The following is a 26,013-nucleotide window of genomic DNA, read 5'->3' as shown; positions in this document are numbered from 1 at the left end:
CTTGCGAGCGCCTGCGGGCCAACCTATTCTGAATCGCGTTCAGGATTAACTTAGGCACACCTACGTTATGGAGCAGCGATGAGCACTGCGACCGAGGTGGACACGGAATCTCCGGATCCCGGAGTCGACGATCACAAGCAGAAGCAGCGGGCGGGCGCGGCGGCGCTGAGGGAATTGATGGCGCCGGTCCGGGCGCAGCTCACCGCCGGGCGGCTGCTTGCCGTCCTGTCCGGCGTGCTCGCGGTGGTCCCGTACATCGCGCTCGTTCGCATCGGCGCTCTGCTGCTGGACGCCGCTGCCGCGGGGCGGGACGTAGACGGGGACGGCGTCATGCGCTGGCTGACGATCCTGTTGGGAGCGTTCGTCGCTCGGCTGGCGATCTACTTCCTCGCGCTTGCGATCACTCACTTCGCGGACATCGCCCTCGGGCATCACATCCAGCAGGGGCTGGTCGCGCGCTTCGCGCGCGTGCCGCTCGCATGGTTCACCGCGAACAACTCGGGCCGGGTGCGGAAGGCGCTGCAGGACGACATAACCACGATCCACCATCTCGTCGCCCACCAACCGGTGGACGGTACGAACGCCATAGTCATGCCGATCGCACTGATGGTCTACGCCTTCGTCGTCGACTGGCGGTTGGGCCTGTTGTCGATCGCGACGTTCCCGCTCTACGCGGCCGCGATGGGGTTGGGTATGCGAGGCATGGGCGAGAAGACCGTCCAGATGGATGCCAAGCTGGCGACGGTGTCGGCGCGGACGGTGGAGTTCGTCACCGGGATCACCGTCGTGAAGGCGTTCGGTCGGGTCGGCCGCGCGCACCACGCATATCAGCGCGCCGCCGACGAGTTCCAGGAGTTCTACATAGCCTGGGTGACGCCGCTACTGCGAGTGTCGTCGCTCGGCAGTGCGTTCCTCTCGGTGCCGCTCGTCCTGCTGATCAACCTCGGTGGGGGTGCCGCGTTGGTGCACGGCGGACACGTCACGGTCGCCGACGTCCTGACGACATCGCTTATCGCGCTGCTCATCCCGTATGCCTTGGAGACGCTCATGAACTCCATGTGGGCGCAGCAGATGGCGGGCGCAGCTGCGCTCCGGCTGGCAGATCTGCTGCACACACCCGCGTTGCCGGCGCCGGAAGTCCACACTGGCGCAGGGCAGGCTGAGGCGCCGAACGGTCACGACGTCGAATTCGACCACGTCACTTACGCATACGGCACAGGCGAGGACGCCGTTCTCGCCGTCGACGACGTCGGCTTCACGCTGCGGCAGGGTACGGTCACGGCGCTTGTGGGGCCTTCGGGCTCGGGCAAGTCCACCATCGCGACTCTGCTCGCGCGGTTCGACGACCCGAGGTCCGGAAGCATCCGCATCGGTGGGGTGGACGTCGCGCGGATCCCTGACCTGTACGCGCATGTCGGCTTCGTGCTACAGGATCCCCAGCTGCTGGGGATCAGCATTCGCGACAACATCTCCCTCGGTCGCCCTGGGGCCACCGACGAGGCCGTGCGTGACGCCGCTCGCGCTGCTCAGATCCTCGACGAGATCGAGAGTCTGCCAGACGGTTTCGACACCATCTACGGTTCCGATACGGGGCTGTCCGGGGGGCAGGCGCAGCGGATCGCGATAGCTCGTGCGCTTCTCGTCGACGCCCCCGTGCTGATCCTCGACGAGGCCACCGCGCTCGCGGATCCTGAATCCCAGTACGAGATCCAGCAGGCGCTCTCGGTCCTCGTGCGTGGCCGCACGGTCCTCCTGATCGCCCACCGGCCCGAGGTGATCAGGGGCGTGGACCAGATCGTGCTCGTCGACCGCGGTCGAGTAGTAGCGACGGGTACGCATGAACAGATGCTCGCCCAACCGGGCTACGCAAGGCTCTGGTCGTCTGCCCCGGAACAGATCGAAGGAGCCCGGTGATGCGTCTCCCCCTGATCGATGTCGTCCCGCGCGCTCGCCGGATGCTCTCCCGTCCTGCCCTCCTCAACACGGCGATCGCGATCTCCGTCCTCGCGGGCCTCGTCGAGGGCGCCGCGCTCGCTGCGCTGCTGCCGACCGTCACGGCCCTCGCCCAGGACCGCGCGGTCTGGGGCCTGGGGCTGGGCGGATGGCTCTGGGTGCTGGCGGTGCTGTCGGCCGCCAGCTTCGTGGTCATCTACGTGGCGAACCGCAGGCACTACGACGCGGCACTCGACTTCCTGCGGAGCATCCACCGGCTGATCGGTGACCGCGTCGCGCGGCAGCCTCTCGGATGGTTCTCACGACCTCTTGCCGGCTCCCTCTCGCGGACGGTCTCGACGGAACTGATGTCTGCGGGTGAGATATTGGCGCACATGATCAGTCCGCTCGTATCGCGTAGCGTCGCCGCGGGCGTGATCATCATCGCCGCGTGGTTCTGGGACCCACTCCTCGGTCTGGTACTCACGGTCGCCGTGCCGATGTTCGTGGTCTGCACGCTCGCGTCGACGGCGCTGCTGCGTCGCGGGCGGTCGCTGCACGAGCCCGAAGAGGTGCGGCTCGCCAACCGGATCGTCGAGTACGCGCAGTGTCAGGGCGCATTGCGCGCGTGTGGCCGCAGTGACGATTTCCCGCCGCTGACAACGGCATTGGAATCGACCCGAGCAACGAAGACCCGCGCCCTGTGGCTGGAGACCGCCGGGATGGTTCTCAGCGGGATGCTGGGGCAGGCCGTGGTCGTCGTGCTGATAACGGTGAGCGGTTTCCTGGCCGTGGATGGAACCTTGAAACCGGTTGCGGCGCTGGCCTTCATCGGGCTCGCGTTGCGTTTCACGTCCACTGTCTCCGCGATCAGCGAGAGCGCCATGTCGCTGGAATCACGTCGCCCCCTGCTCGACAGCCTGGACGAGGTGCTCACCGCTCGGCCGCTCGACGAGCCGAAGGCCCCGGCCGGCCTCCCGGCGCCGGCCACGGTCACGCTCGAGGATGTGACCTTCCGCTATTCGGACGGGGCGGATCCGGCGTTGCGGGGAGTGAGCCTGGACGTACCCGCGGGGTCGATGGTCGCGCTCGTGGGTCCGTCGGGCAGCGGAAAGACCACGGTGGCCAAGCTGATCAGTCGCTTCTACGACGTCGATTCCGGGCGGGTCCTGGTCGGCGGGCGTGATGTCGCCGAGCAGACCACCGAGCAACTCATGGGTCAGTTGTCGATGGTCTTCCAGGACACGTACCTGTTCGACGATTCTCTGCTGAAGAACGTCCAGGTGGGCCGCGCCGACGCCGATCCGGCGGAGGTTCGCGCCGCGGCGGACCTCGCCGGCGTCACCGAGATCGCGGAGCGTCTGCCGGACGGGTGGGACTCGCGTGTCGGCGAGGGTGGTCGTGCGCTGTCCGGCGGGGAGCGCCAGCGCGTAGCGGTGGCCCGAGCCCTGCTCAAGGACGCGCCGATCGTGCTCTTGGACGAGGCCACGTCGGCGCTCGACGTCGAGAACGAATCGCACATCGTCGCCGCTATCGCGAAGCTGCGCGAACGGGCCACCGTCGTGATCATCGCGCACCGTCTCGACACCATCGCCCATGCAGACCGGATCGTCCTGCTGGACTCCACCGGCGCGATCGAGGCGCAGGGAAGCCACGACGAGTTGGTGGCCTCCGGGGGCACATACGCCAGGTTCTGGCATCGGCTCCGGGATGCGCAAGGCTGGCAGCTCACGAACTAGCCTGGCAGCCGTGGACGGTTCGACGCGCGCGGTGGGCAGGAAGGTCGGGCGCAAGCCTGCCTTCACCGAGGAGGACGTGATCGACGCCGCGCTGGCTGAGGGCGTCGACCGATTCACTCTCGCCGCGGTGGCGGCGCGGATAGGCGTGGTGACGCCCGCGATCTACCGCGTGTTCCGCTCCCGCGACGATGTGGTGCGCGCGTGTCTGACGACCCTCGCCGGCACATTCCGGCTCCCCGAGCCGACTGCCGACTGGCGGGCCGTCCTACGGCTGTGGGCCGACGAGAGCTGGCGACTGTGCGAGGAGTACCCCGGACTGCCGCGCGCCGTCTACGCATATCCGCTGGCGGTGACCGTCATCGAGAACGTGGTGGCCGGCTATACGGCAGTACTGATCGATCAGGGTTGGACTGCGGGCCAGGCGGCGTTCGCCCTCGACTTCATCGGGGACACAGTGTTCGCGTCTCATCTGGGCATCCAGGAGATGCGTTCGACCGACGCCGACGGTGCCCGCGCGCTGGATCGCGTGCGCGATGCCGCGGCCGACGATGCGATCCTGCGACCGACGGACAGCTGGATCGGCCGTGGCGTCATAGACACCAAGGTCGACTTCATCATCACCGGACTGGAGCACCATCGGCCGAGCCTGTAGCAGCGCTCCTCGCGCTCGGCTCCGCGGCCAGGGTGCGCAGGACCGCGTAGTTCACGACCGGCACGACGAATTCGATTACGAGCATCGCGACGTAGAACGGCGTCGGCGCGCCCGATGCGATCCATGCGAGTACCCGGCCGAGCGCGCCGACGAAGAACAGCACGCCGAGCAGATTGATCTCGTTCGCACGCCGAACCACGTCCTGCGCCGCCCAGATGAACGCCGCGCCGTAGGCGGCGAACAGCACATTGAACACCCGCAGATCGGAATCCATCGTCGCGTTCACGTCGCCGCCACCGATGTACGACACCTGACCGAAGAAGAAGTGCGCCACGGCGATTCCGATGACCACGACGCCGAACAGAATCAGCCATGCCCGGAAGATCCTCAGCATGTGAGCCTCCTATTTGACACGAGTAAAACTAGGTTCGAAGCTACGCCCGCCATGGCCCGGCGTCAACGGTCGCCGCCTAGAGTGGCCTCGTGCCCAACCGTCGCCTCGCCCCCGGCCGGCGCCGCAGTGCGCTCCTCGACGCGGGCGAGGAACTGTTCCGGGCGCGCGCTTTCGACGACGTGTCGATGCAGGACATCGCCGACCACGCGGGAGTGACCCGCGCGCTCCTCTACCACTACTTCGGCTCGAAGGGCGAGTTCTTCGGGGCCATTTGGGAGCGGGTGCACGAGCGACTGCTGGCAGCGGACACCGCTCCAGCGCCGACGATCCGCGGCTGGGTCGAGAATCTCTTGCGTAGTTATCTCGAGTTCTACATGGCCAACCTTCCGCTCGTGGTGATCGCCAACCGCAGCTCGGTGTCCGACGACCCTGCGGTGCGCGGTCCGGTCGACCGGACGTTCGCAGCACTGTGCGCGTCCGTCCTCGATGCCGCAGGCGCGACGGGTAGGCCGCGCGCCGTCGCCGAGGTGGGCTTCGAGGGCTGGATCGCATTCGTTCGCGAGAGTTCGCTCGCGACATACCTCGACGGCCGCCTCAGCGATGAAGAGAACCTCGCGCTCTGCATGGACGTCCTCGACGCCGCCGTGGGCCGGCACGTGGATCTCGGTGCGCCTCCGCATGTTTGAACGCGACAGGCACGCGTACCGACGTCTGGGATGGGCGACGGCGTTCGGCGGTTTCGCCACCTTCATGGCGGTGCACTCGACTCAGGCCCTGCTGCCCGCGCTCGCGGCCCACTTCCACACCTCATCTGCGCAGGCCAGCCTCGCCCTGTCGGCGACGGTGATCGGCGTGGCTGTGGCGATGATCCCCCTAGCGTGGCTCGCGGAACAGCGGGGGAGGGTCCGCATGATCACACTCGCGCTGACCGTCGGCGGAGCACTCGGATTCGTTGCTGCCGTCGCCCCGAATCTCCAGGCCCTGGTCGCGGTGCGCGGAGCGCAGGGGATCGTGCTCGCCGCCGTCCCGGCGTTACTGATGTCGCACATCGGCCACGAGGTGGCACCCGACGCACGGGGTGGCGCGATGGGACGACTGATCGCGGGAAACACTCTCGGAGGTCTCACGGGCCGCCTGCTGGCAGGGGCGGTCGCCGATCATGCGGACTGGCGGCTGGCGCTGGCGTCGGTCGCCGTCGTATCCATGCTGTGTACGCTCGCCTTTCGGTTGCTCGTGCCGCCGTCGGCGACCGCCGCGGGACCCAGCCGGTCGCTGGCAGATCTGTATATAGGCATACGTGTCCTCGCACGCGACCGCGTGGTGTTCTGCCTGTGCGGCCTGGCGCTTCTGTTACTCGGCTCGTTCGAGACCGTGTACAACTACCTCGGATTCCGGCTATTGGGCGCGCCGTTCACGCTCAGCCCCGGCCAGGCGGGTCTGATCTTCCTCGCCTACATCGCCGGGGCGGGCGCGTCGGTGGTAGCGGGAAGGTCGGGCGACCGCATCGGACGGCGCTGGATCGTCGCGGTCGGGCTGGTGATCGCCATGGCCGGCATCTGGATCACGCTGGTACAGCAGTTGTGGACGGTCCTGTTAGGGCTGGTGCTCGTGACGGTCGGGTTCTTCGCGGCGCACTCCGCAGCGAGCGGATGGATCGCAGATCACGTGGCGGGCGGGCACGTCGCGCTCACGTCCGCGCTGTACCAGGTCGCGTACTACACCGGTGGTGGCCTGGGCGGTTTCGGCGGTGGCCTGGCGTTCGACGCCGAGGGTTGGCCCGGCGCGGTCGGCTTCGTCACCGCGCTGCTGGCCGGGTGCCTCGCGCTGTATCTGATCGCCCTCCGAGATCAGACCCCCGCGGTGACGCCGAAGATTCGGCGATAGAGGTCGTCGCCGTAACTGGTGGCCAGAGGCTCGCCCGGCAGGAGCCGAAAGGTGCGGTCGCCGCCCGGTAGGCGCTCGGCCCGCAGGAACGCATGCCGAGCATCGCCCGACTCGTGCAGGCCGTGCGCGAGCTCGTACATATGCGTGACGTAGACGACGGAGACCCCTGCATCGCGCATCGCGTCGACGACGCCGCGGGCGAGTGCGGCGCCCTCTCGCTCGTTGGTCGACGCCAGAGACTCGTTGCACAGCAGCAGGTCTCCGGGCCGTACGAGATCTGCGATGCGGCTCATCCGGGCGAGCTCCTCGTCGAGTCTCCCGGCCTCGTCGCCGACATCCCCGCTGAAGTGGGTGAACACCTGCGGATGCAGCGGACCGCGGAAATCGACCGCCGCCACCGGCATTCCGCACCGAGCCATCAGAGCCGCGAGTCCGAGAGCGCGTAACAGCGTGGTCTTGCCACCGTGATTCGCCCCGGTGATGACGATGACGGGGCGGCCGTGCGCATCGATATCGTTGCCCACCAGTGGCTGGCGCAGGGCGAGCGCGGGGTCGTATAGACCTCGGCACGTCACGCCTGCCGTCGCGGGCTCGGGAAGGCACCACGGCACCCTGTGCGCGTCCAGCTCGCCGATGAGGTTCACGGCTGCCGCGTAGAAACCCAGTTCGTCCGCGATCGTCTGGAAGTACACCGCCACATGCTCTGCTGCCTGAGCGAGAGCATCTGCGGCGGTTCGGATCCCACGCCCCGTGAGCGCCGCGAGCGCATCCGGTCCCGACGGTGACTCCACGTCGACGTCCAGCCCGCTGCGGCCGTGCCTGCGCCATCCGCCTTGCGGGCGGCGAAGGGCGTAGCCGATGCCGTGGGCACCCGGCCCGAGGCGCGCGCTCACGATCTCCCCGCGATCGAACCGCAAGTCCTTCAACTGAGTTCGAACCTGCGTCAGATAAGAGTCGCCGAGATCCTCGGCGATGCAGCCGAAGAACGCAGCGAATCCCTCGGAGACGAACCGCGCGGCGAAGCGATCGGCGGCGCGCCGCAGTTCACCGAACGCGTCGAGAAACATGTCGAGCACGTCGAGCGATCGGTACAGCACCTTGTCCGGCGTAGCGCGTGTGAACAGTCCGAAGTAGTTGTGCCGCTCGCGTTCGACCGCCTCGGCGGCGATGCGGCGCAGCTCGGCCACCTCGCCGGGATGCGCGAGACAGTCCCGCAGGACGGCATGCCGGTACCGGATGTCCTCGGCGGTCGCCGCGCCGCCGAGCAGCATCGCCTCTGCGACCCGGTACACCGAGTCGTCGCCGGCGCGGCCGTTCCCGCCGCCGGACATCACCGCCAGCAGCCGATCGACGCCCAGGTCGCGCCGGAGCTCCTCGCTGCGCGGCTGCAGCGCCGGCAGACTCAGATCGTGGTCGCGGAACAGTAAGCGTGTCTTCATGACCCGACCCTCTCGCGCAGTGCCGCGTAGTCCAGCCTGTGCCTGCGTGCGAGGCTGTCGGCGTGGGCCAGACCCGAGGGTGCTCGGCGCCGGAGGCGGTAGGTGCGGTCGGTCGGATCCGCACCCGGCTCGGCTGCGAGACTGACGACGCCTGCGCCGGTGCCTGCGATCTCGTCGACGAACGTCACGTACACGCACCTCGCCCCGATCTCGACGAGTCGCTGCACGACGGCGGTCCCCAGCCGGATCCCGTCGCTCAGCGACGTCGATGTGAAGGTCTCGTTCATCACCACCACGCTGGAGCCGGTCGCGGCGGAGAGGATCCCGCGCATCTCCGAGATGTCCTCCTCGAGGCGGCTGCGGTGGTCGTCCGCCGACTCGCGGCGCTCGAACCGGGTGAAGAACGCGTCGGCGACGCCGACCTCTGCGGCGGTCGCAGGGACCGGGAGTCCCAGCGAAGCGAGGTAGTGCAGTTGGCCGAAAGCCCTCGCCAGGCACGTCTTCCCTGCGTGGTTCGGTCCGGTCACCACCAGCACGCGTTCGTCCTCGCCCAGGCCCACGTCGTTCCCGACCACTGTTCCACCGCTGGCGGTGAGCCCCATGGCCATCGCTGCGTCGTAGAGGCCCGACGCGCGAGTGCAGGCGCCGTCGTCGACGGAGGGCATGGACCACGGCAGCCCTGTCGTGCGCATTCGCCCGACGAAATCGAGAGAGGCCAAGTAGCAACGGATCTCGACGTCGACCCGGACGATCACGGGATCCGCGTACCGGTCGTGACGCTCGCGGAACCGCGCCAGCGCGCGGAAGGTATCGGGGAACAGGGCGGTGACGCGGTCGAGGACGGCGGCCTCGACGCCGTCGAGGCCAGGGCGAGGCGGCGGCTCCGGTGTGGGGCGCGCGGGCGCTTCGACGCGGAACCGGTCGAATACCGCGGCCACCTCGGCGCCGAAGTCCGGTTCGTCGCGGTATCGGCTCACCCGCACGTCCGATCCCTTGACGTGCAAGCAGTATTCGATCTCGTCGAGCTGTGTCGCGATGTCCGTGGCGTCGTGGGCCAGTGCGCCGAAGGCGGCCGAGGCGGTCAGCGCGTCGAGGTGATCGCCCAGGGCGCGAAGCCCCTTCGCCGAGGGGCGGTGCTCGGCGATCGCCGACCGCAGATCCGTTATCGCCTCGAGGTAGCGACGTACGGCATGCAGCGCCCACGATTCCCGCTCGGGTCGCAGCGGAAGCGTTGCTGCGTGCCGGTCGGAGGCCCGCATATCCGCCATCGTGGCGCAGAACGTGCGCAGGCGCGCGACGAGGTCGGGGTCCTCGTCGAGGTCGCGGTAGACGCCCTGGCGATAGGCCACGGCCACCGCAGTCCGCGCAGGGGCCCAGAAGCACGATGCAGTCTCCGGGTCCGATTCGCACACGGCGGCGAAGAGCCGGTCGAGGCCCAGGTCCGCGAAGAACGGTGGCGGCGCCGGCGGGAGCAGCGGCACGCCGTCCGGCTCCAGGAGGGACTCGAACATGCCGCACCTCCTACAGTCGGCTGTCTCCCATCATGCCACCGACCACAAGGGTGCCGATCAGGTCCAGGGAGCGTATGCCCAGCCGACGACGGTGAACGTGCCCAGGTTCGCCGATGGGAGGATCTGGATGTTGCTGCCGTCGCCCCACCCGGGACCGAAGCCCTGCACGCCGCCACTGAGGTACTTCCCGTTGCCGAGCGAGATGTCGACGTGGCCGCCGTCCTCACCCTGCGAGAACACGAGCGCGCCGCGGGGGGCCGGCAGGCTGGGGTGGCCGTGGCCCTGCGCTGCCAGATTCTGGTAGTACGAGATCGCTCCGTCGTGGGGGATGCCGTTGGCGGTCGTGCGGCCGTAGGCGGCGTCGACGAAGTCCTCGCAGCCGTAGTCGCCGAAGCTGTCGGTGCCCAGCATCGACTTGCCGCGCTTGATGGCGGCCTCGACGACGGCAGAACTCGGTCCTGCGTGGACCGCGGCCTTGGGCGCCGGCTTCGGTGCTGCCTTGTGTGGGTGTGCGGAACCACGGTGCGGTGCGGGCACGGGGTGTGGTGCAGCGTATGCGGGGGAGGCGGCGGCTGCCGCGATAACGGCTGCGGTGCCTAGTGCGGTCATAAGACGTTTCACATGTTCTCCCTCGACTTCGCGCGGCAGGCCGCCGCATCAGTTCGCCAACGCCACCATCCTGGTCAGAAACCTGAACAGAACCTGGGAATCAACGTAGGAACAGCCTTAAGGTTCGAAGCGCGAATATAGGGCGCGAGCATATTGTCGTAGACGCCTGATTCGAATCGGACAGTCCGTCGGCGTCTACCCGCCGCGGGCCTCGCGGGCGCCTTTGGAGGCGAGTTGGTCGGCGAGCTCGTTGCCCTCGTTGCCGGCGTGCCCTTTGACCCAGCGCCACTCGATCTCGTACTGCGATGCCACCGAGTCCAGGCGCTGCCACAGCTCGGAGTTCTTCACGGGCTTCTTGTCCGCGGTCTTCCAGCCGTTACGTTTCCACCCGGCCACCCACTTGGTTATGCCGTTCTTCACGTACGAGCTGTCGGTGTGCAGCACCACGGGGTGTGGCCGGTTGATCGCTTCGAGGGCCGAGATCGCGCCCATCAGTTCCATGCGGTTGTTGGTGGTGTCGCTCTCGCTGCCGTACAGCTCCTTCTGGTGCGAGCCGAAGCGCAGCACGGCCCCCCAGCCCCCCGGACCCGGATTCCCCAGGCAGGCGCCGTCGGTGTAGATCTCGATCGCTTCACTCACCGCGCCAGTTTAGGGGGTGGCTCCGGATGGGCCGCGTGCGCTCGTCCGCCGGGTGCGGCAGCACCTGCGTCTCCTCCCGCAGAGACACCGGGATCGGTGCGGGCGGACGCCGGTCCGGTCGCCGGCTCGTCCGGATCCGCGTCGTGCGCTCCGCCCCGGACGGCGTGGCACCCGGCGGCACCTCGTCCGGGTCGGTAGGCGCGAATGCGGACGTCGGCTCATGTCCGGAGCCGGTGCCGACCGCAGTGAACACGGTGGCGCCGTACGGGTCGGCGGGCGGGATCGACGGGCCGAGGGGTCGTGGCGACGGCGGGCGGGTAGACGCGGGTCTGGGAGCTGTCGACCGGGTGGGCGCGATTCCCGACAGCGCCGGCACGGCGGCGCCCGCGCCGCTCCCCGGACGATCGGCGCCCGCGCCGCTCCCCGGACGGTCGGCGCCCGCGCCGCTTCCATTCCGCACGGTCGCGCCGAGACCGGCGAGGACGGCGCCCCCGCAGCAGAGTGCGACGGCGCCCCCGAGGACGAGCCATGCCGCCCAGGTGACCCGGTACCCGACGTCGAGGGTCTGGCCGAACACGGATACCTGGTCGCCGGACGGAACGGCGGCGATGGCGTACCCGGTGATGACGGCGGCCGCCGCCCCCACCGCGGCGACCGCGACCCCCGCGGCGCGGGTGTACACGGCGAGTGCGGCGAGCAGGAGCCCGGCCGCTGCGAGGGCCACGTCGGCCCAGCCGAACCAGCCCGCGGGCCGTTCGACCAGCCCGGACACGTCGTGCCCGGCGATCGGGTCCATTCTGACGTGCGCGATTCCGTTCACCCGGGCCGAAACCGATCCGGGTAGGCCGGGCAGCGGAGGCAGCGACGCCGTGGCGATCACCCACGGGAGGAACGTGCCGGCGACGACGGCTACGGCGCCGGCCGCCGCGAGTAGAGCTGGTACAAGTCTTCTCGGCTGCAGCATCCGACCGTCCTCATCATGTCTCCCGTGAACTGCGGTGACGCTATGGCCCCGCCCTCGAGCGGGGCTTAACGCGCACTGAACCCGCGAACGTGCATCGCGCCGCTACACTGTGCGGATGACACAGAGTCCGCTGATGTGTCCCATTGTGGGGCGGGAGGGCGCGCGGTGAGCGCGGCGCTCAGTGTGGTGGGGGAGGATCAGCGCGGCCGGGCCCGCACACGACGCAGGCTGATCCGCGCGGCCTATTTCGTCTTCGCTCAGCACGGTTACGGCTCGACGACGGTCAAGATGGTGTGCGACGCCGCCGGATTCACCAGGGGTGCCTTCTACTCCAACTTCTCCAGCCTCGAGGAGCTGTTCATCGAGGTATGGCGCTACCACGTCCAGTGGATCATGCGCGCCATGGCCAAGGTGGTCGACACGTACGCGGTGCAGGGGGCCGACTACGCGAAGCTCATCGAGCAGGCCGTTCGCGCGATCCCGGTGAACGAGCGCTGGCACCGGGTGAACTCGGATTTCGTCGCGCTGTGTACCCGTACGCCCGAACTCCAGCAGACGGTGCGGGACGCGCAGCAGATGCTGTTGGCGAACATGCTCCCCACCGTGATGCACGTCCTCGAGCTGGCCGGTCGCAGGGTGACCGAACCGCAGGCCCTGGGGTACGCACTGCTGTCGGTCCACGAGGGGACGGCCGCGCAGATCGTCATCGATCCGGACTCGGAGATCTTGGCCGCCAACCGGATCCGACTGCTCACCGCCACCCTGAACATGTACAGCGAGCCCATCGACGGCGCGGGACGGTAGATGCGTCGGGCACTGCTCATCGGCATCGGAACAGGCGATCCCCGTCAGGTGACCCTGCAGGCGGTCGACGCGATGCAGGAGGTCGACGCCTTCTTCGTACTCGACAAGGGGGCCACCACGGGCACGCTGACCGGCATCAGGCAGGAGATACTCGACGCTTACGCGCCCGGTGCCGAACTGATCCGGATCCCGGACCCGCCGCGCGACCGCAGTTCCAAGGACTACGAAGCGGCAGTGGATGATTGGCATCACCGTCGTGCCGTCGCACTGTCCGTCGCCATCACGCGCGAGGTCCCCGACGGCGGCGCCGCCGGGTTCCTGGTGTGGGGCGACCCAGCCCTCTACGACTCGACGTTACGGGTCATCCGCCGTGCCCCGATAGCGTTGGAACCCACTGTGATTCCTGGCATCACCAGCATGCAGGCGCTGACCGCCGCGCATGCGATCCTCCTGAACCGGGTCGGCGAGCCGATCCACATCACCACCGGGCGCCGCCTCGCGGAGGACGACGGGCGCAACACCGTCGTCCTGCTGGACGCCGACTGCACGTTCCTCGAGACGGCCCACCCTGACGACGAGATCTACTGGGGCGCATACCTCGGAACCCCGCAGGAGATCCTGGTGTCCGGCACGGTCGGCGACGTGGGAGAGGAGATCGTCCGCGTCCGCGCCGCAGCCCGCGCCGAACACGGCTGGATCATGGACGTGTACCTGCTCCGACGGCCCTAGTCGGGGCGGGACGCCACGGATCCGGACCTAGCCGCGTTGAAGAGCGTCCAGCACCTCGCCGGCGATCTCGGGGCGGCACACCACCAGATCGGGCAGGTACGGGTCCGCGGTGTTGTACTCGAGCTCTGACCCGTCCAGGCGTGAGCAGTGCAGGCCGGCGGCTCGCGCGACCCCCACGGGCGCACACGAATCCCACTCGTACTGGCCGCCCGCGTGCAGGTAGACGTCGACGTCCCCGCGCACCACAGCCATCGTCTTCACGCCCGCCGAGCCCAGTGATACGGGCGTGAGCCCCAGTCGCTCGGCGACTCGGAACATGCCCGGCGTCGCCCGGCTGCGCGAGACCGCCAGATTGCCCGTGCGGGGCCCGGTCGGGGCGGCGACGGTGTCGGAACGGAAAAGCTCCCCCGTGGCGGGCAGGGACACTGCGGAACTGGCGGGCTGCCCGCCCAGTGTGAGCGCTACGTGCACCGCATAATCGGGGCGATGTGCCGCATAGTCCCTTGTGCCGTCGAGGGGGTCGATGATCCAGACGCGGTCGGCGGACAGCCGCGCGACCCCGTCGGGGGCCTCCTCGGACAGGACGGCGTCGTGCGGCCGGTGTGCGCGTAACACACGCGCGATCCAGGCCTGCGCGAGCGCGTCCCCGGTGTCGCCGAGCTGACCGCCGCCCAGCAGGCCACCGTGCCGGATCGCCTCGAGGATGCGCCCGGCGCCATCGGCGATCTCTGCTGCGAGCTCGATGTCGGTCAGGTCGGGCGCCAGGATCATGCCTTCACCCTAAGCCGTTGCCCGGATACGCCTAGAGTGGACACGTGCCCGAGCTACCCGAGGTCACCGCCATCGCCGACTACGTGGGCCGCAAGGCCGTCGGCACCCCGATCCGGCGCGTCGACGTCGCCGCGTTGTCGGTGCTCAAGACCTACAGGCCCGGGCCGGCGGACCTCGTCGGCGCGACGGTCACCGCTACAGAGCGCATCGGCAAGTATTTCGTGCTGCGCGCGTCCGGGGCCGACGGTGCCGAACTGGCCCTCGTCGTACATCTGTCCCGCGCGGGCTGGCTGCGCTGGTCGGAGAAGCTGCCGCCGACGCCGCTGCGCCCGGGTGGCAAGTCGCCGATCGCGCTGCGCGTTCACGTGGGGCCTCCGGGCGAGGGATTCGACCTGACCGAGCAGGGCACGCAGAAGCGGCTCGCGGTATGGATCGTCTCGGACCCCCGGGAGATAGAGATGGTCGCGACGCTCGGCCCCGACGCGCTCGCCGTGACGCACGACGAGTTCGCGCAGATCCTCGCCGGTTCGCGCGCACAGCTGAAGACGCTGCTGCGAGACCAGCGCTCGATCGCCGGGATCGGCAACGCCTATTCGGACGAGATCCTGCACGCTGCCAGGCTGTCACCGTTCGCGTCTGCGAAGGCGCTGGATGCGGATGCGGTCATGCGGCTGTACGACGCCATGAGGTCCGAGCTCGACGATGCGGTGTCCCGCTCGGTCGGCCAGCACGTCGCGACGCTCAAGGCCGAGAAGCGATCCGGGATGAAGGTGCACGCGCGCACTGGGCTCCGGTGCCCGGTCTGCGGCGACGTGGTGCGCGAGATATCCCTCGCCGACCGCTCTTTCCAGTACTGTGCGACGTGTCAGACGGGCGGCAAGGTGCTGGCCGATCGTCGAATGTCCAAGCTGCTCAAGTGAACCGTCGGTCTCGACATGTCCGCGGCTACGCGTGCCGCATGTGACTCCGGTCACGGGGTCGAGGGATCGGGGAAGTTCCCGGACCGGGGTCCGGTTGAGTGGGTAAGCTGCATCCAATCGAAGGGAAGATTCCAATGGCAAGCTCGCGCAAGACTCTAGATCTCGGCCTCCTCGCCCTGCGTACCGCCATCGGCGGCACCCTTGCGTATCACGGCGCACAGAAGCTGTTCGGTTGGTTCGGCGGCCCCGGTCTGGAAGCCACGGCGCAGGGCTTCGAGGCGATGGGCTTCACCCCGGGCAAGGAGAGCGCGGCGCTCGCCGGTGCGGGCGAGCTGGCCGGCGGCCTCCTCGTCGCGGGTGCGGCGACGCCGCTCGCCAGCGCGGGCGTGGTGGGCGCGATGGTGGGCGCCGTCAGCGTGCACAAGCCCAACGGATTCTCCACGCAGGCGGGCGGCTACGAGTATCCCGCGGTGCTCGGTGCGACTGCGGCGGCGCTCGCGCTGACCGGCCCGGGCAGGTACTCGGTGGACGCGCTGCTCGGTAACCGCCTCAACCGTGGCTGGCAGGCGGGGCTCGCGCTGGCCGGCGCCGCGGCGACCTCGGGATACCTGGTCAGCCGCCGCGCCCAGGCCTAGCGGGCTAGACGACCAGGCCCAGCGACCGTTCGTCACCCACGACGCCGCCGCCCGCGGCCTGGCGGTACGCCTCGCCGACGATCGAGACCGCTTGTCGGAGTATAGGTTCCGGGAGCGTGTACGGGATCCGGATATGGCGTTGTCCGGCACCGTCGACGGTGAAGGCCGAACCGGGGGTGATGCGTACCCCGAGGCGGGCCGCGGTGGTCGCAGTCGGGACGGCGAGCGGCGCAGGGAGCGCTACCCACAGGCACAGGCCGCCCGGACCCGGCACGGTCGTCGCTTCGGGAAGTCGTCGGGACAGCTCTTCGAGCGCGGCCGCTCGCTGCGCCCGCAGGGCGTCCCGCCGCGCCGGCAGGAATTCGTCGAGGTGATCGAGCGCATAGGCCGCAGCCAGCTGTTCCAGCACCGGGCTGCCTAGATCGATGTCCTTGCGCGCCAGCGCGAACCGCGCCACGCTCGTGGTATCCGCGCGGATCCAGCCCACCCGCAGGCCCGCCCACACGGTCTTCGACGCCGAGCCGATGGTGTAGACGTTCGTACCGTACGAGGCCACCGGCGGTGGTGCCTCGGTGTCCAAGCCGAGTTCGACCATCGTCTCGTCGACCACGAGAGGCACCTGTCGGCGCGCAGCGATCCGTGTCATCTCGGCGCGTCCCTGTGCGTCCAGCAGCAATCCCGTCGGGTTGTGGAAGTCGGCGATCGTGAAGATCATCCGCGGATTTCGACGGCGTACGAGTGACTCCAGATTATCCATGTCCCAACCGGTCTCGGGGTGCAGGCCCAGCGGCACCGCCCTCGCGGCGTGCCGCTGCAGAGCGCTCACGGTCCCGTGGTGCGTGGGCTGCTCGACTACGACGACCCCGCCGGGCGGCACGAGCGCATCGAGCAGGATCCGGAGCGCGTGCTGCGCACCCGCGGTGACGAGTATCTGGTCGGGGCTGGTCGGGAGTCCGCGCGCGGTGTAGCGACGAGCGATCGCCGCCTTGAGTGGGTGTATTCCGCTGGGGTACAGGCCGACTCCCGTGAGGTAGGGCGGTAGCGCGGACACGGCGTAGCGGTACGCGTCGTGCACCACACCGTCGGGTGACGACGGTGCCGCGATGTTCAGCCCGATCGCGTCCCCGGCCTCGTCGGTTGGCTCGGACGCCACCGAGACCGGCAGTGTCAACACGCTGCGCGCGCCCTGCCGCGACTGCAGATGGCCCGATTCGCGGAGGTCCGCGTACGCCGTCGTGACGGTGGTTCGGCTGACGTCGAGGGCGCCCGCGAGCGTCCGCTCGGACGGCAACGAGGTGCCGACGGGGACCCGGCCGTCGAGCATGAGCAGGCGTACGGCTTCGGCGAGGGCGACGTACGACGGGCGGCGGGAGTCGGCGGGGCGCCAAGCGCCGAGTTGACGCGCAAGCATCGCGGCCGAGATGGCTCCTGTCTGGACTGGCATCACCAGGCCAGTATGTGTCAACTGGCTATGGGTGTCGATACCACTGGGGTCGCAGACTAGTGGGTATGTTCACGAGACTCGCCCGGCTCCTCGTGGGGCTCTTCCTGTTCGGCGCTTCAGAGGCGCTGCTCATCGCCGCTGGGCTCGGCAACATCCCGTGGGACGTGCTGAACCAGGGTGTCGCAGAGAAGTTGCACGTATCGATCGGTGCCGTCGTCATCGGCGGTGGGGTCTTGGTGCTGCTCGCGTGGATCCCGCTGAGGATCCGCCCCGGGTTCGGCACCGTGGCCAACGTCGTGCTGCTGGGGCTGTTCCTGGACCTCGTGCTCGGTTGGCTGCCAAAGCACCCAGGGGTGGTTCTGGCGATCCCCATGATGCTCGGCGGCATAGTGCTGAACGCGGTCGCGACGGTGCTGTACATCGGCGCGGGATTCGGTGCGGGGCCGCGCGACGGCTTGATGACGGGTCTCGTCGCGCGCACAGGATGGTCGATCCGAGTGGTGCGCACGGCCCTCGAGGTCACCGTGGTCGTCGCGGGGATCCTGCTCGGCGGGACGTTCGGCATCGGGACGCTGCTGTTCGCCTTGGGGGTCGGGCCGCTCATCCAGTTCGTGCACCGCACAGGGCTCGTCGGCTCGGTCACGACCGAGCCCCCTGCCGCGCGACGACAGGGGGCTCGGGGATTACGCGAGAGGGCGGGTCAGTTGCCCTTCGAGTAGATGTTGGCGTTCTCGTCGGGCTTGACCTCGTCGCCGTTGGCCTTCGCGCCCGCGAGCAGCGAGTTCGCGTCGGTGTTCAGGCCCTCGATGGCCGACGTGTCACCGCTCTTGGCCTTGCTCACTGCGCCGGTGATCTTGTTGGCGAGGTCTGACAGGGGCTTGGCGATGGCCTTGCACAGCGCGGGCGAGGCCTTGGCGTCCTCGGACGTCAGACGCAACTCGCGCTTGACGAACAGCGCCGCGGCGCCAGCCTTGACGAAGGTCATCACGCGGCCCTTCGAGCCCTTGGCGAAGCTACCCGCCTTGAAGGGCTTGTAGACCCAGTGCCGGAACGCACCCGTGCCCAGCGCGGCGTGCGTGACGAACTTCGTCTTCGCGAACGAGATGGTGTTCTTCTCCGGGCAGGTCATGTTCACGTCGCCGTTGTCGTTCGCTGCGGCGGTCGCGCTCGCGGCGGCAGTCGCAGTTCCCGTGGACGCGGAGTTCGAGCTCTTCTTCGAGCCGCAGCCGCCGACCAGCAGCAGTGGCACGATCGCGAGGACCACTACCACCTTCATCAATGTGCTCTTCAATCCCACGTGGGTAGCCTTTCGTCGGCCGGCGAGGCGGAACAGGCTGCCGCCGCCGGTTGGTGGACAGGCGCCGAACCTACTGCTGTTCGGCTGAGAGGTCATTGAGATCGGCGGTCGGGACGCCGCCTTTCGACGGACGTTTCGTGACAATTCGGAATCGCGGGGTGCGTCTAAGCTGGCACCATGGCGCGACGGAGGAACAAAGTACTCATAACCGGGGCGAGCTCGGGCCTCGGCGAGGGGATGGCGCGCTCGTATGCGGCGCAGGGCCGGGACCTCGCACTGGTCGCGCGGCGGAAAGACCTGCTCGAGGCGCTGCGTGCGGAGTTCGTCGCCGCGCCCGGCGCCGGAACAGTGGAGATCGCGCAGCTCGACGTCACGGACTTCGACGCTGTGCAGCCGGCGATCGCCGGCATCGTCGAGCGGCTCGGCGGGCTGGACCGTGCCATCGTCAACGCCGGTCTCGGCAAGGGCGCACCGATCGGCACCGGCAAGGCGCACGCCAACCTCGAGACCGTGCAGACCAATCTCGCCGGTGCGCTCGCTCAGACCGAGGCCGTGCTGGAGGTGTTCCGGGCGCAGGGATACGGGCATCTGGTGCTCGTATCGTCCGTTGCGGGGCAGCGCGGTATGCCCCGCGCGCAGGCCGCATACGCCGCCAGCAAGGCAGGGCTCACGGCGCTCGGCGAGGGCCTGCAGGCGGAGTTCGCCGGCTCCGACATCAAGGTCACCATAGTCAAACCCGGCTTCATCGAGACCGACCTGAGCCGCGGCATGCGCACCGGAATGATGGTCTCCCGTGACGCGGGCGTCGCAGCGATGGTCAAGGCCATCGAACGCGAGCCAGGCGAGGCGGTGGTGCCTGCCTGGCCCTGGGCTCCCATCTCCGCACTCCTCCACCATGCGCCCGACGAGATCACCCGCCGAATGGTCTGAGGGCGAGAGCTCGACGACCGACCCGGTTGAACGACGGTTTCCGGGCCGCTCTATACAGCGCGTCCGCGCTGGGTGCGGTACCAGCGAATCTCGGCTTCCGTCGACGAGTCCTCCTGCACTGTAGGAGCTTTCGCGTCGGCGATCACCGGGAGCAGTTGGTTCGCCTGGGCCTTGCCCAGCTCGACGCCCCACTGGTCGAAGGCGTTGATGCCCCAGACGGCAGCCTCTGTGAACACCTGATGTTCGTACAGCGCGATCAGCTGTCCGACTACGGAGGGCGTGAGCTTCGGCGCCAGGATGGTGGTGGTGGGCCGGTTGCCCGGCATCACCTTGTGTGGCACCACGGCCTCGTCGGTGCCCTCCGCGGCGATCTCGTCGGCCGTCTTGCCGAACGCCAGCACCTTGGTCTGTGCGAAGAGGTTGCTCATGAGCAGGTCCTGCATCGAGCCGGCGCCGTCCGCCGTGGGTAGGTCGTCGGTGGACTCCGCGAATCCGATGAAGTCCGCCGGCACCAGCCGCGTGCCCTGATGCAGCAGCTGGTAGAAGGCGTGCTGGCCGTTGGTCCCCGGCTCGCCCCAGAAGATCTCGCCGGTGTCGGCGGTGACGGTGGTGCCGTCGATCCGGACGGACTTGCCGTTGGACTCCATCGTCAGCTGCTGCAGGTACGCAGGGAAGCGCGCCAGGTCGTTGGAGTACGGCAGCACCGCGCGCGACTGTGCGCCGAAGAAGTCCGAGTACCAGAGTCCGATGAGCCCCAAGAGGATCGGCGCGTTCTGCTCGATCGGCGCGGTGCGGAAATGCTCGTCCACCTCATGGAAGCCGCCCAGGAACTCGGTGAACTGCCCGCGTCCGATAGCCGCCATCACGGACAGACCGATCGCCGAATCCACCGAGTAGCGGCCGCCGACCCAGTCCCAGAAGCCGAACATGTTGGCGGTGTCGATGCCGAACGCAGCGACGCGCTCAGCGTTGGTGGACACGGCGACGAAGTGCCGGGCCACAGCCTCGTCGCCGGCACCCAGGCCGTCCAGCAGCCAGCGTTTGGCGGCCGTCGCGTTGGTGAGTGTCTCGAGCGTGCCGAACGTCTTGGAGGCCACGATGAACAGCGTGGTCTCGGGGTCGAGCCCAGCAGTCACGGAGACCAGGTCGGCGGGATCCACATTGGACACGAAGTGGCAGCGCAGGCCGGGCTGCGTGTAGTGACGCAGCGCCCGGTACACCATCGCGGGCCCCAGGTCCGAGCCGCCGATGCCGATGTTCACGACGTCGGTGATCGCCTTGCCTGTGAACCCCTTCCACTCGCCGGAGCGCACCTGGTCGGTGAAATCGCCCATGCGGCCGAGTACCTCGTGCACGTCGGCGGTCACGTCCTGCCCGTCGACGGTGACGTCCGGGGAGGCAGGCGCCCGCAGTGCGGTGTGCTGCACGGCTCGGTCCTCGGTGGAGTTGATGTGCCGGCCCGCGAACATCGCGTCGCGGCGTTCGGTCACGCCGGCGCCGCGGGCCAGGTCGGCCAACAGGTCGATGGTCTCGCGGGTCACACGATGCTTCGAGTAGTCGATGTAGAGGTCACCGACCCGCACCACCAGCTCGGTTCCACGGGCCGGGTCCGATGCGAACAGGTCGCGCAGCCGGGTGCCCTCGAGGTGTGTGTGGTGCGCGAGGAGCGCCTGCCATGCGGGGGTCGCGGTGATGTCGCCGTCGGATGTGGTCGGGTTGCTCATGGCGCCTTCCCTGCGATGTGTTCACGGGTCACGGGCCACTGGTCAGGCCCGCATGCCAGCCTATGTCCTGGTCGGGTCCGCGGCGCGGCGTTAGGGTGAACACATGGTGAGCACCGACCGGATCCAGACCCTGCTCGACTCCATTCCGACCGGCCTGTTCCTGGCGGGAGAGTTCCGCGACTCCTCCTCGGGCGCAACGTTTCCGGTGGCTGATCCGGCGACCGGCGAGGTCCTGGTCGCTGTGTCCGACGCCACTGCCGAGGACGGTGCGGCGGCCCTGGCGGCAGCGCACGATGCGGGGTCGGGGTGGGCAGCGACTCCCGCGCGGGAGCGCGGTGAGGCACTGCGGCGCATCTTCGACGGCATCATCGACCGCGCGGACGACTTCGCGCTGTTGATGACCCTCGAGATGGGTAAGGCGCTGCCCGAGTCGCAGTCCGAGGTCAAGTACGGTGCCGAGTTCTTCCGCTGGTTCTCCGAGGAGGCCGTACGCATCGCCGGTCGATACACGCCCGCGCCCGCCGGCACCGGCCGCATCCTGGTCTCCAAGGCGCCCGTCGGGCCCTGCCTGGCCATCACGCCCTGGAACTTCCCGCTCGCGATGGGAACCCGCAAGCTCGCACCTGCGCTGGCGGCGGGCGCGACGATGATCGTCAAGCCCGCTTCGGCCACGCCGCTGACGATGCTGCTGCTCGCCGAGGTGGTCAAGGATGCGGGAGTGCCCGATGGCGTGGTCTCGGTCCTGCCCACCTCGCATTCGTCCGCCCTGACCGTGCCGCTCATGCAGGACGAGCGGCTGCGCAAGATCACGTTCACGGGCTCGACCGAGGTGGGTCGCACCCTCGTCGAGGGCTCGGCCCACGGGCTGCTGCGGATGTCGATGGAGCTCGGCGGTAACGCGCCCTTCCTGGTCTTCGAGGACGCGGACGTCGACGCCGCCGTCGAGGGCGCCCTGCTCGCCAAGCTCCGCAACGGCGGCGAGGCGTGTACCGCGGCCAACCGCTTCTACGTCGCCGAGTCCGTTCGCGCGGAGTTCACCGACAAGTTCGTCGCGCGGATGGGGGAGTACGTGCTCGGCCCCGGCGTCGACGACGGTGTGACGCTCGGCCCGCTCGTCAGCGAGGACCAGCGGAGCATCGTCTCGGATCTCGTGCAGGACGCGGTCGGTAAGGGCGCGTCGCTGCGCCTGGGTGGCGTGGCCCCCGACGGTCCCGGCCACTTCTATCCCGCGACCGTGCTCGCCGACGTCCCCGACGACGCGCGCATCCTGCGCGAGGAGGTGTTCGGGCCTGTCGCCCCGATAGTCGGGTTCGCGAACGAGGACGAAGCGGTCGAACGCGCCAATGACACCGAATACGGTCTGGCCGCATATCTTTTCACCAAAGACCTGGACCGCGCGTTGCGCGTGGCGGACCGACTGCAGTCGGGCATGGTGGGCGTGAACCGGGGCGTCATCTCCGACCCCGCGGGCCCGTTCGGTGGCATCAAGGCGTCCGGCTTCGGGCGCGAGGGCGGCAGCGAGGGTATCGAGGAATACCTGGAGACCCGCTACATAGCGCTGCAGTGACGCGCCCCGACGCCGACGAGTTCCGGCTGCGCGATATCGCAGTCGCCGCGTATGGACCCTCGGTGCTGTTCGGGCTCGCCGAGGGCGCGATGCTGCCGGTGATCACGCTGTCCGCGCTCGAGCGGGGCGCCTCCGTGTCGACGGCGGCGTTCATCGCGGCGCTCATCGGCATCGGGTCGATCCTGACCAACATCCCGTCGGGTGTGCTCGCGACGCGGATCGGGGAGCGGCGCAGCATGGTCGTCGCGGCTGCGGTGTCGGCCATCGGATTGCTGCTGTGCATCCTCCCGTTCGGGCTGTGGGTGTACGGCCTGGGTGTGTTCCTGATCGGCTCGGCGTCGTCGGTGTTCTCGCTGGCCCGCCAGTCCTACCTGACGGAGCGGGTGCCCGTGGCGATGCGCGCACGAGCCCTGTCGACACTCGGCGGTTCGATGCGCGTGGGAGTCTTCGCGGGGCCGTTCATCGGCGCGGCGGTCATGCACTACTACGGGATCGCCAGCGCGTACGTCGTGGCCCTGGTCGCCGTGATCGGCGCGGGCGCGATCGCGTACGGCGTGCCGGATCTGGACAACAGTGCGCATGACAGGGCCGCCGCCGCGTCCGTGACCACGCGCGGGATGTTGCGCCGGTACTGGCGGCTCTTCCTGACGCTCGGGACTGCGATCGTGCTGCTGTCGGCCATCCGGCAGACACGCCAGGTGGTGATACCGCTCTGGGCGCACCACATCGGACTCTCCAGCTCGGCGGCGTCGATGATCTACGGCATCGCGGGCGCGATCGACGCGGCGACGTTCTACCCGGCGGGCAAGGTGATGGACCGCTACGGCCGGAGAGCGGTGGCGGTACCGTGCACGGCGCTCATGGGGCTGAGCTTCCTGCTGATGCCGCTCACGCACGGCTTCACGACACTGATGCTGGTGGCCCTGCTGATGGGCACAGCGAACGGCATCGGGTCCGGCATCGTCATGACGCTCGGGGCGGATGTGTCGCCTTCGGTAGGGCGTCCGACGTTCCTCGGCCTCTGGCGTGAGTTCGCGGATGCGGGTACGGGGATCGGCCCGGTGGTCCTGTCCACGGTCACCGCGGCCTGGACGCTCGGTGGAGGAGTCATCGTCTCGGGGGCGATCGGGTTCGCCGCGGCAGCTGCGCTGTGGCGCTGGATCCCCGCGCCCCGCCGTCCGGAGCCGGAACCGGCGCCGTCGGGTGTCCGCGCGGATCCCAGGCGACCGGGTGACACCTAGCGGCCCAGGGGCCCCCGGCCGAGGCGGAGAAGGAGCATCGCGAGGGTGTGGCCCTCGCGACCGAGCTCGGAGAAGCGGTCGAGCACCTTGACCTCGCGGGAGTGCACCAAGCGCGGTCCGCCGGACGCCATGCGGGTCTGACCGATCAGGCGTGACACCTCGGTGCGACGCTTCACCGCCGCCAGGATCTCCGCGTCGAGGCGGTCGATCTCCTCACGCAGTGCCTGGATCTCCTCCTCGGCCAGCGGAGTATTCGCGCCGGTGTCGTCCTGCGAACTCATCGCTCCATCATCCCACCCGCGCCGCGCGCGGCGTCCCCATGGGTCGGGCCTCTACGATGGGCGCGATGTCCGCCCCCCGCACACCTGCCGCCCGGATGCTGTGGATCGGCGCCGCGGTTCTCGTCATCGCACAGCTGCTGCTTCGCACCTACGTCCTCGCCCGTGGCGGCTTCTACTGGGACGACATAGCGTTCATGGGGCGTGCCGCGGACGGGCTCGGCCCCGGGATGTGGTGGACCGACTACGACGGCCACCTGATGCCGGGCACGCTGCTCGCCTCCGGGCTGATCACCACGCTCGCGCCCCTGTCCTGGCCCGCGGCGGCGGCTTCACTGCTGGTACTGCAGGCGGGGGCGTCCTTGGCGATGCTGCGCGCGCTGGTGATCATCGTCGGACGGCGGCCGATAGCCCTGCTCCCCTTCGCCTTCTACCTCTTCTCCCCGCTCACGCTGAGCGGTTTCGCGTGGTGGGCGGCGGGGCTGAACACGCTTCCCATGCAGATCGGCCTGGCGATCGCCGTCGCCGAGACGATCCGGTACGCCCGGACCCGGCGGTGGCAGTCCGCGGCCCTCGCTCTGGGTGCCTACGTGATCGCAGCGTTCTTCTTCGAGAAGTCGCTCGTCATCCCGTTCGTTGCGGTGTTCGTGGTGGGGCTGGCAGCCGCGATGCGCGGGCGGGACGTCCGCGCGGCTCTACGGCGCGCGCTGCCGCTGTGGATCGCATACGCCGCGGTCACAGCGGTGTGGCTGGGGCTGTACCTGCTCATCGCGGCGCCCCGGCCCGGCGACCACACGCTGCAGTACACGGGCCGTGCGCTCTCGCGATCGCTGCACTCGGTGCTCGCGCCGGCCGCAATCGGTGGGCCGTGGAGCTGGTATCGGGCCAACCCGGGGCCGCCCATCCTGGTGCCGAACATGGTGGTCACCGCCGTCGGTGCCCTCGTGATCGTCGGCATCCTCGCGGTCACCGCGTGGCGTTCGCCGCGCGGCGTCCTGGCCTGGGCGGGTGCCGGGCTGTACTTCTTCGCCGCCCTCGCCCCGGTCTATTGGCTGCGCAGTTCCGCGGTCACGTCGTTGCTGCTGCCGATGTCGCTGCGTTACTTCCCGGACTTCGCGGCGGTGCTCACCCTCGCGGGCGGGCTCGTGGCCACGGCTCGCGTTGTGCCACCCGAACATCGTCGGACTCGGTTCCGGACACCGGCCGCTCTGCGCGCCCGCCGTCGGTTCGGTGCCGTGGCGGTGGCTGTCGCATTCGTGCTGAGTGCGACGGTGTCGACGGCACGGTTCGCGACCGTGTGGCACGACAATCCGACCGCTTCGTACCTGCGGAACCTGACCGCGGGCGCCCGGGAGCGCGCGGGCAGCACTGTGCTCGACGAGCAGGTCGACTCCCGGGTCCTCAGCAAGCTGTCGTTCCCCAACAACAAGCTGTCGCGCATCCTGGATCGGTACAGCCCGCGACCGGACTTCAAGGACTACGCGCCCGAGCCCACGCTGGTCGACCGGTCCGGCCGCTTCGTCGACGGGCGCGTGACGCGCGTGCGCTCGGTGCAGCCCGGGCCGATCCCCGGTTGCGGATTCCGGGTCGACGAGTACGAGCCGGTCAAGCTCGCCTACGAGGGGCCGCTCAACTTCTGGGACTGGGTAGTGCAGCTGAACTACCTGGCGTCGGGGCCGGGCGAGATCACCATCCGGCAGGACGGCTACGGCGCCCTGACGACCGTGCCCGTAACGCGCGGCCCGCACACCCTGTACGTGCGCGTGCCGGGAGCCGGCCACGGGCTGCTGGCCCAGGCCCTCACGCAGGGATTGATCGTATGCGTGTCTGGTGGGCCGGTGGGGCTGCTGGTGCCCCAGTCGACTCCTGGTGAATGACCGCGCGGAGACACGCGGCGGCGTCGTCGAACT

Annotated in this window: 25 protein-coding genes; 14 read left to right on the top strand and 11 right to left on the bottom strand. The window is 69.2% G+C overall.

Annotated elements, in window-relative coordinates:
- Positions 1-78: 78 nt before the first annotated feature.
- From P0W64_RS09245 to P0W64_RS09235, 3 genes are read left to right on the top strand one after another with little or no spacing between them, the layout of a single operon-like run.
- A complete protein-coding gene (locus P0W64_RS09245; protein WP_275479800.1) occupies positions 79-1,914 on the top strand; it encodes an ABC transporter ATP-binding protein in 1,836 nt (611 codons plus the stop codon).
- Complete coding sequence (locus P0W64_RS09240; RefSeq protein ID WP_275479799.1) at positions 1,914-3,671, top strand: ABC transporter ATP-binding protein; 1,758 nt, start codon at positions 1,914-1,916, stop codon at positions 3,669-3,671. The genes P0W64_RS09245 and P0W64_RS09240 overlap by 1 nt, the downstream gene beginning before the upstream one ends.
- Before the next feature lie 10 nt (positions 3,672-3,681).
- Complete coding sequence (locus P0W64_RS09235) at positions 3,682-4,323, top strand: TetR/AcrR family transcriptional regulator (protein WP_275479798.1); 642 nt, start codon at positions 3,682-3,684, stop codon at positions 4,321-4,323.
- Here the strand turns inward: P0W64_RS09235 and P0W64_RS09230 are convergent.
- A complete protein-coding gene (locus P0W64_RS09230; RefSeq protein ID WP_275479797.1) occupies positions 4,289-4,717 on the bottom strand; it encodes a DUF4345 domain-containing protein in 429 nt (142 codons plus the stop codon). The genes P0W64_RS09235 and P0W64_RS09230 overlap by 35 nt on opposite strands.
- 89 nt (positions 4,718-4,806) lie before the next feature.
- On the opposite strand from P0W64_RS09230, the gene P0W64_RS09225 reads away from it, so the two are divergent.
- Positions 4,807-5,403 carry a TetR/AcrR family transcriptional regulator gene (locus tag P0W64_RS09225; protein WP_275479796.1) on the top strand — a complete coding sequence of 199 codons (597 nt, stop codon included), beginning with the start codon at positions 4,807-4,809 and terminating at the stop codon, positions 5,401-5,403.
- Entirely contained in the window at positions 5,396-6,601 is a 1,206-nt protein-coding gene (locus P0W64_RS09220) for an MFS transporter (RefSeq protein WP_275479795.1), read from the top strand. The genes P0W64_RS09225 and P0W64_RS09220 overlap by 8 nt, the downstream gene beginning before the upstream one ends.
- Here the strand turns inward: P0W64_RS09220 and P0W64_RS09215 are convergent.
- The 5 genes from P0W64_RS09215 to P0W64_RS09195 all read right to left on the bottom strand — a co-directional run bounded on the left by P0W64_RS09215 (position 6,565) and on the right by P0W64_RS09195 (position 11,763).
- A complete protein-coding gene (locus tag P0W64_RS09215; RefSeq protein ID WP_275479794.1) occupies positions 6,565-8,040 on the bottom strand; it encodes a DNA mismatch repair protein in 1,476 nt (491 codons plus the stop codon). The genes P0W64_RS09220 and P0W64_RS09215 overlap by 37 nt on opposite strands.
- Positions 8,037-9,551, bottom strand: coding sequence for a hypothetical protein (locus tag P0W64_RS09210; protein ID WP_275479793.1), 1,515 nt, complete (start codon positions 9,549-9,551; stop codon positions 8,037-8,039). Before P0W64_RS09210 ends, P0W64_RS09215 begins: the two co-directional genes overlap by 4 nt.
- 57 nt (positions 9,552-9,608) lie before the next feature.
- Complete coding sequence (locus P0W64_RS09205) at positions 9,609-10,160, bottom strand: hypothetical protein (protein ID WP_275479792.1); 552 nt, start codon at positions 10,158-10,160, stop codon at positions 9,609-9,611.
- Between the two features lie 195 nt (positions 10,161-10,355).
- Positions 10,356-10,799, bottom strand: coding sequence for a ribonuclease HI (rnhA, locus tag P0W64_RS09200; RefSeq protein WP_275479791.1), 444 nt, complete (start codon positions 10,797-10,799; stop codon positions 10,356-10,358).
- Positions 10,792-11,763 (bottom strand): hypothetical protein, encoded by a 972-nt coding sequence (locus tag P0W64_RS09195; protein WP_275479790.1) that lies wholly within the window; start codon positions 11,761-11,763, stop codon positions 10,792-10,794. The genes rnhA and P0W64_RS09195 overlap by 8 nt, the downstream gene beginning before the upstream one ends.
- 165 nt (positions 11,764-11,928) lie before the next feature.
- On the opposite strand from P0W64_RS09195, the gene P0W64_RS09190 reads away from it, so the two are divergent.
- Together P0W64_RS09190 and cobF are read left to right on the top strand one after the other, a co-directional pair.
- Positions 11,929-12,567 (top strand): TetR/AcrR family transcriptional regulator, encoded by a 639-nt coding sequence (locus P0W64_RS09190; protein WP_275479789.1) that lies wholly within the window; start codon positions 11,929-11,931, stop codon positions 12,565-12,567.
- On the top strand, positions 12,568-13,296 hold the full coding sequence (gene cobF / locus P0W64_RS09185; protein ID WP_275479788.1) for a precorrin-6A synthase (deacetylating): 729 nt from the start codon (positions 12,568-12,570) through the stop codon (positions 13,294-13,296).
- Positions 13,297-13,323: 27 nt separating this feature from the next.
- Here cobF and P0W64_RS09180 read toward each other — a convergent pair whose 3' ends face one another.
- On the bottom strand, positions 13,324-14,067 hold the full coding sequence (locus tag P0W64_RS09180; protein ID WP_275479787.1) for a 3'(2'),5'-bisphosphate nucleotidase CysQ: 744 nt from the start codon (positions 14,065-14,067) through the stop codon (positions 13,324-13,326).
- A 44-nt stretch (positions 14,068-14,111) separates the two neighbouring features.
- Here P0W64_RS09180 and P0W64_RS09175 point away from each other — a divergent pair, with 44 nt between their 5' ends.
- On the top strand, positions 14,112-14,987 hold the full coding sequence (locus P0W64_RS09175) for a DNA-formamidopyrimidine glycosylase family protein (RefSeq protein WP_275479786.1): 876 nt from the start codon (positions 14,112-14,114) through the stop codon (positions 14,985-14,987).
- Positions 14,988-15,121: 134 nt separating this feature from the next.
- Positions 15,122-15,622: a DoxX family protein gene (locus P0W64_RS09170; protein WP_275479785.1), complete on the top strand. Its 501-nt coding sequence runs from the start codon at positions 15,122-15,124 to the stop codon at positions 15,620-15,622.
- 4 nt (positions 15,623-15,626) lie between these two features.
- Here P0W64_RS09170 and P0W64_RS09165 read toward each other — a convergent pair whose 3' ends face one another.
- Positions 15,627-17,066, bottom strand: a complete 1,440-nt coding sequence (locus P0W64_RS09165; RefSeq protein ID WP_275479902.1) for a PLP-dependent aminotransferase family protein — start codon at positions 17,064-17,066, stop codon at positions 15,627-15,629.
- Between the two features lie 65 nt (positions 17,067-17,131).
- Between P0W64_RS09165 and P0W64_RS09160 the strand changes: the two genes are divergently transcribed.
- The gene (locus P0W64_RS09160) at positions 17,132-17,785 is read left to right on the top strand and encodes a hypothetical protein (protein ID WP_275479784.1); all 654 of its coding nucleotides are present in this window, start codon (positions 17,132-17,134) and stop codon (positions 17,783-17,785) included.
- On the opposite strand, the gene P0W64_RS09155 is transcribed toward P0W64_RS09160, so the two are convergent.
- Positions 17,767-18,363, bottom strand: coding sequence for a hypothetical protein (locus tag P0W64_RS09155; RefSeq protein ID WP_275479783.1), 597 nt, complete (start codon positions 18,361-18,363; stop codon positions 17,767-17,769). The genes P0W64_RS09160 and P0W64_RS09155 overlap by 19 nt on opposite strands.
- Before the next feature lie 177 nt (positions 18,364-18,540).
- Between P0W64_RS09155 and P0W64_RS09150 the strand changes: the two genes are divergently transcribed.
- Complete coding sequence (locus P0W64_RS09150; protein WP_275479782.1) at positions 18,541-19,293, top strand: SDR family oxidoreductase; 753 nt, start codon at positions 18,541-18,543, stop codon at positions 19,291-19,293.
- Positions 19,294-19,343: 50 nt separating this feature from the next.
- Here P0W64_RS09150 and pgi read toward each other — a convergent pair whose 3' ends face one another.
- Positions 19,344-21,017, bottom strand: coding sequence for a glucose-6-phosphate isomerase (gene pgi / locus P0W64_RS09145; RefSeq protein WP_275479781.1), 1,674 nt, complete (start codon positions 21,015-21,017; stop codon positions 19,344-19,346).
- Between the two features lie 103 nt (positions 21,018-21,120).
- On the opposite strand from pgi, the gene P0W64_RS09140 reads away from it, so the two are divergent.
- Both P0W64_RS09140 and P0W64_RS09135 read left to right on the top strand, forming a co-directional pair.
- Positions 21,121-22,584, top strand: a complete 1,464-nt coding sequence (locus P0W64_RS09140) for an NAD-dependent succinate-semialdehyde dehydrogenase (RefSeq protein ID WP_275479780.1) — start codon at positions 21,121-21,123, stop codon at positions 22,582-22,584.
- Positions 22,581-23,825 (top strand): MFS transporter, encoded by a 1,245-nt coding sequence (locus P0W64_RS09135; protein ID WP_275479779.1) that lies wholly within the window; start codon positions 22,581-22,583, stop codon positions 23,823-23,825. The genes P0W64_RS09140 and P0W64_RS09135 overlap by 4 nt, the downstream gene beginning before the upstream one ends.
- Here P0W64_RS09135 and P0W64_RS09130 read toward each other — a convergent pair.
- A complete protein-coding gene (locus P0W64_RS09130) occupies positions 23,822-24,106 on the bottom strand; it encodes a chorismate mutase (RefSeq protein ID WP_275479778.1) in 285 nt (94 codons plus the stop codon). The two genes, P0W64_RS09135 and P0W64_RS09130, sit on opposite strands and share 4 nt — an antisense overlap.
- A gap of 65 nt (positions 24,107-24,171) precedes the next feature.
- On the opposite strand from P0W64_RS09130, the gene P0W64_RS09125 reads away from it, so the two are divergent.
- Entirely contained in the window at positions 24,172-25,980 is a 1,809-nt protein-coding gene (locus P0W64_RS09125; RefSeq protein WP_275479777.1) for a hypothetical protein, read from the top strand.
- Positions 25,981-26,013: the final 33 nt, after the last annotated feature.

It is taken from the genome of Tsukamurella sp. 8F (assembly GCF_029167375.1).
In the GTDB taxonomy this organism is placed as follows: Bacteria; Actinomycetota; Actinomycetes; order Mycobacteriales; family Mycobacteriaceae; genus Tsukamurella.
The sequence above is the reverse complement of the archived record's forward strand: the minus strand, read 5'-3'. Positions and strand labels throughout refer to the sequence as shown.

Coding starts and splice junctions, on each gene's coding strand:
- P0W64_RS09150 (WP_275479782.1), top strand. CDS start 18,541: ATGGCGCGACGGAGGAACAAAGTACTCATAACCGGGGCGAGCTCGGGC.
- P0W64_RS09205 (WP_275479792.1), bottom strand. CDS start 10,160: ATGACCGCACTAGGCACCGCAGCCGTTATCGCGGCAGCCGCCGCCTCC.
- P0W64_RS09160 (WP_275479784.1), top strand. CDS start 17,132: ATGTTCACGAGACTCGCCCGGCTCCTCGTGGGGCTCTTCCTGTTCGGC.
- P0W64_RS09240 (WP_275479799.1), top strand. CDS start 1,914: ATGCGTCTCCCCCTGATCGATGTCGTCCCGCGCGCTCGCCGGATGCTC.
- P0W64_RS09210 (WP_275479793.1), bottom strand. CDS start 9,551: ATGTTCGAGTCCCTCCTGGAGCCGGACGGCGTGCCGCTGCTCCCGCCG.
- pgi (WP_275479781.1), bottom strand. CDS start 21,017: ATGAGCAACCCGACCACATCCGACGGCGACATCACCGCGACCCCCGCA.
- P0W64_RS09125 (WP_275479777.1), top strand. CDS start 24,172: ATGTCCGCCCCCCGCACACCTGCCGCCCGGATGCTGTGGATCGGCGCC.
- P0W64_RS09130 (WP_275479778.1), bottom strand. CDS start 24,106: ATGAGTTCGCAGGACGACACCGGCGCGAATACTCCGCTGGCCGAGGAG.
- P0W64_RS09245 (WP_275479800.1), top strand. CDS start 79: ATGAGCACTGCGACCGAGGTGGACACGGAATCTCCGGATCCCGGAGTC.
- P0W64_RS09170 (WP_275479785.1), top strand. CDS start 15,122: ATGGCAAGCTCGCGCAAGACTCTAGATCTCGGCCTCCTCGCCCTGCGT.
- P0W64_RS09180 (WP_275479787.1), bottom strand. CDS start 14,067: ATGATCCTGGCGCCCGACCTGACCGACATCGAGCTCGCAGCAGAGATC.
- P0W64_RS09195 (WP_275479790.1), bottom strand. CDS start 11,763: ATGCTGCAGCCGAGAAGACTTGTACCAGCTCTACTCGCGGCGGCCGGC.
- P0W64_RS09230 (WP_275479797.1), bottom strand. CDS start 4,717: ATGCTGAGGATCTTCCGGGCATGGCTGATTCTGTTCGGCGTCGTGGTC.
- cobF (WP_275479788.1), top strand. CDS start 12,568: ATGCGTCGGGCACTGCTCATCGGCATCGGAACAGGCGATCCCCGTCAG.
- P0W64_RS09165 (WP_275479902.1), bottom strand. CDS start 17,066: ATGCCAGTCCAGACAGGAGCCATCTCGGCCGCGATGCTTGCGCGTCAA.
- P0W64_RS09215 (WP_275479794.1), bottom strand. CDS start 8,040: ATGAAGACACGCTTACTGTTCCGCGACCACGATCTGAGTCTGCCGGCG.
- P0W64_RS09140 (WP_275479780.1), top strand. CDS start 21,121: ATGGTGAGCACCGACCGGATCCAGACCCTGCTCGACTCCATTCCGACC.
- P0W64_RS09220 (WP_275479795.1), top strand. CDS start 5,396: ATGTTTGAACGCGACAGGCACGCGTACCGACGTCTGGGATGGGCGACG.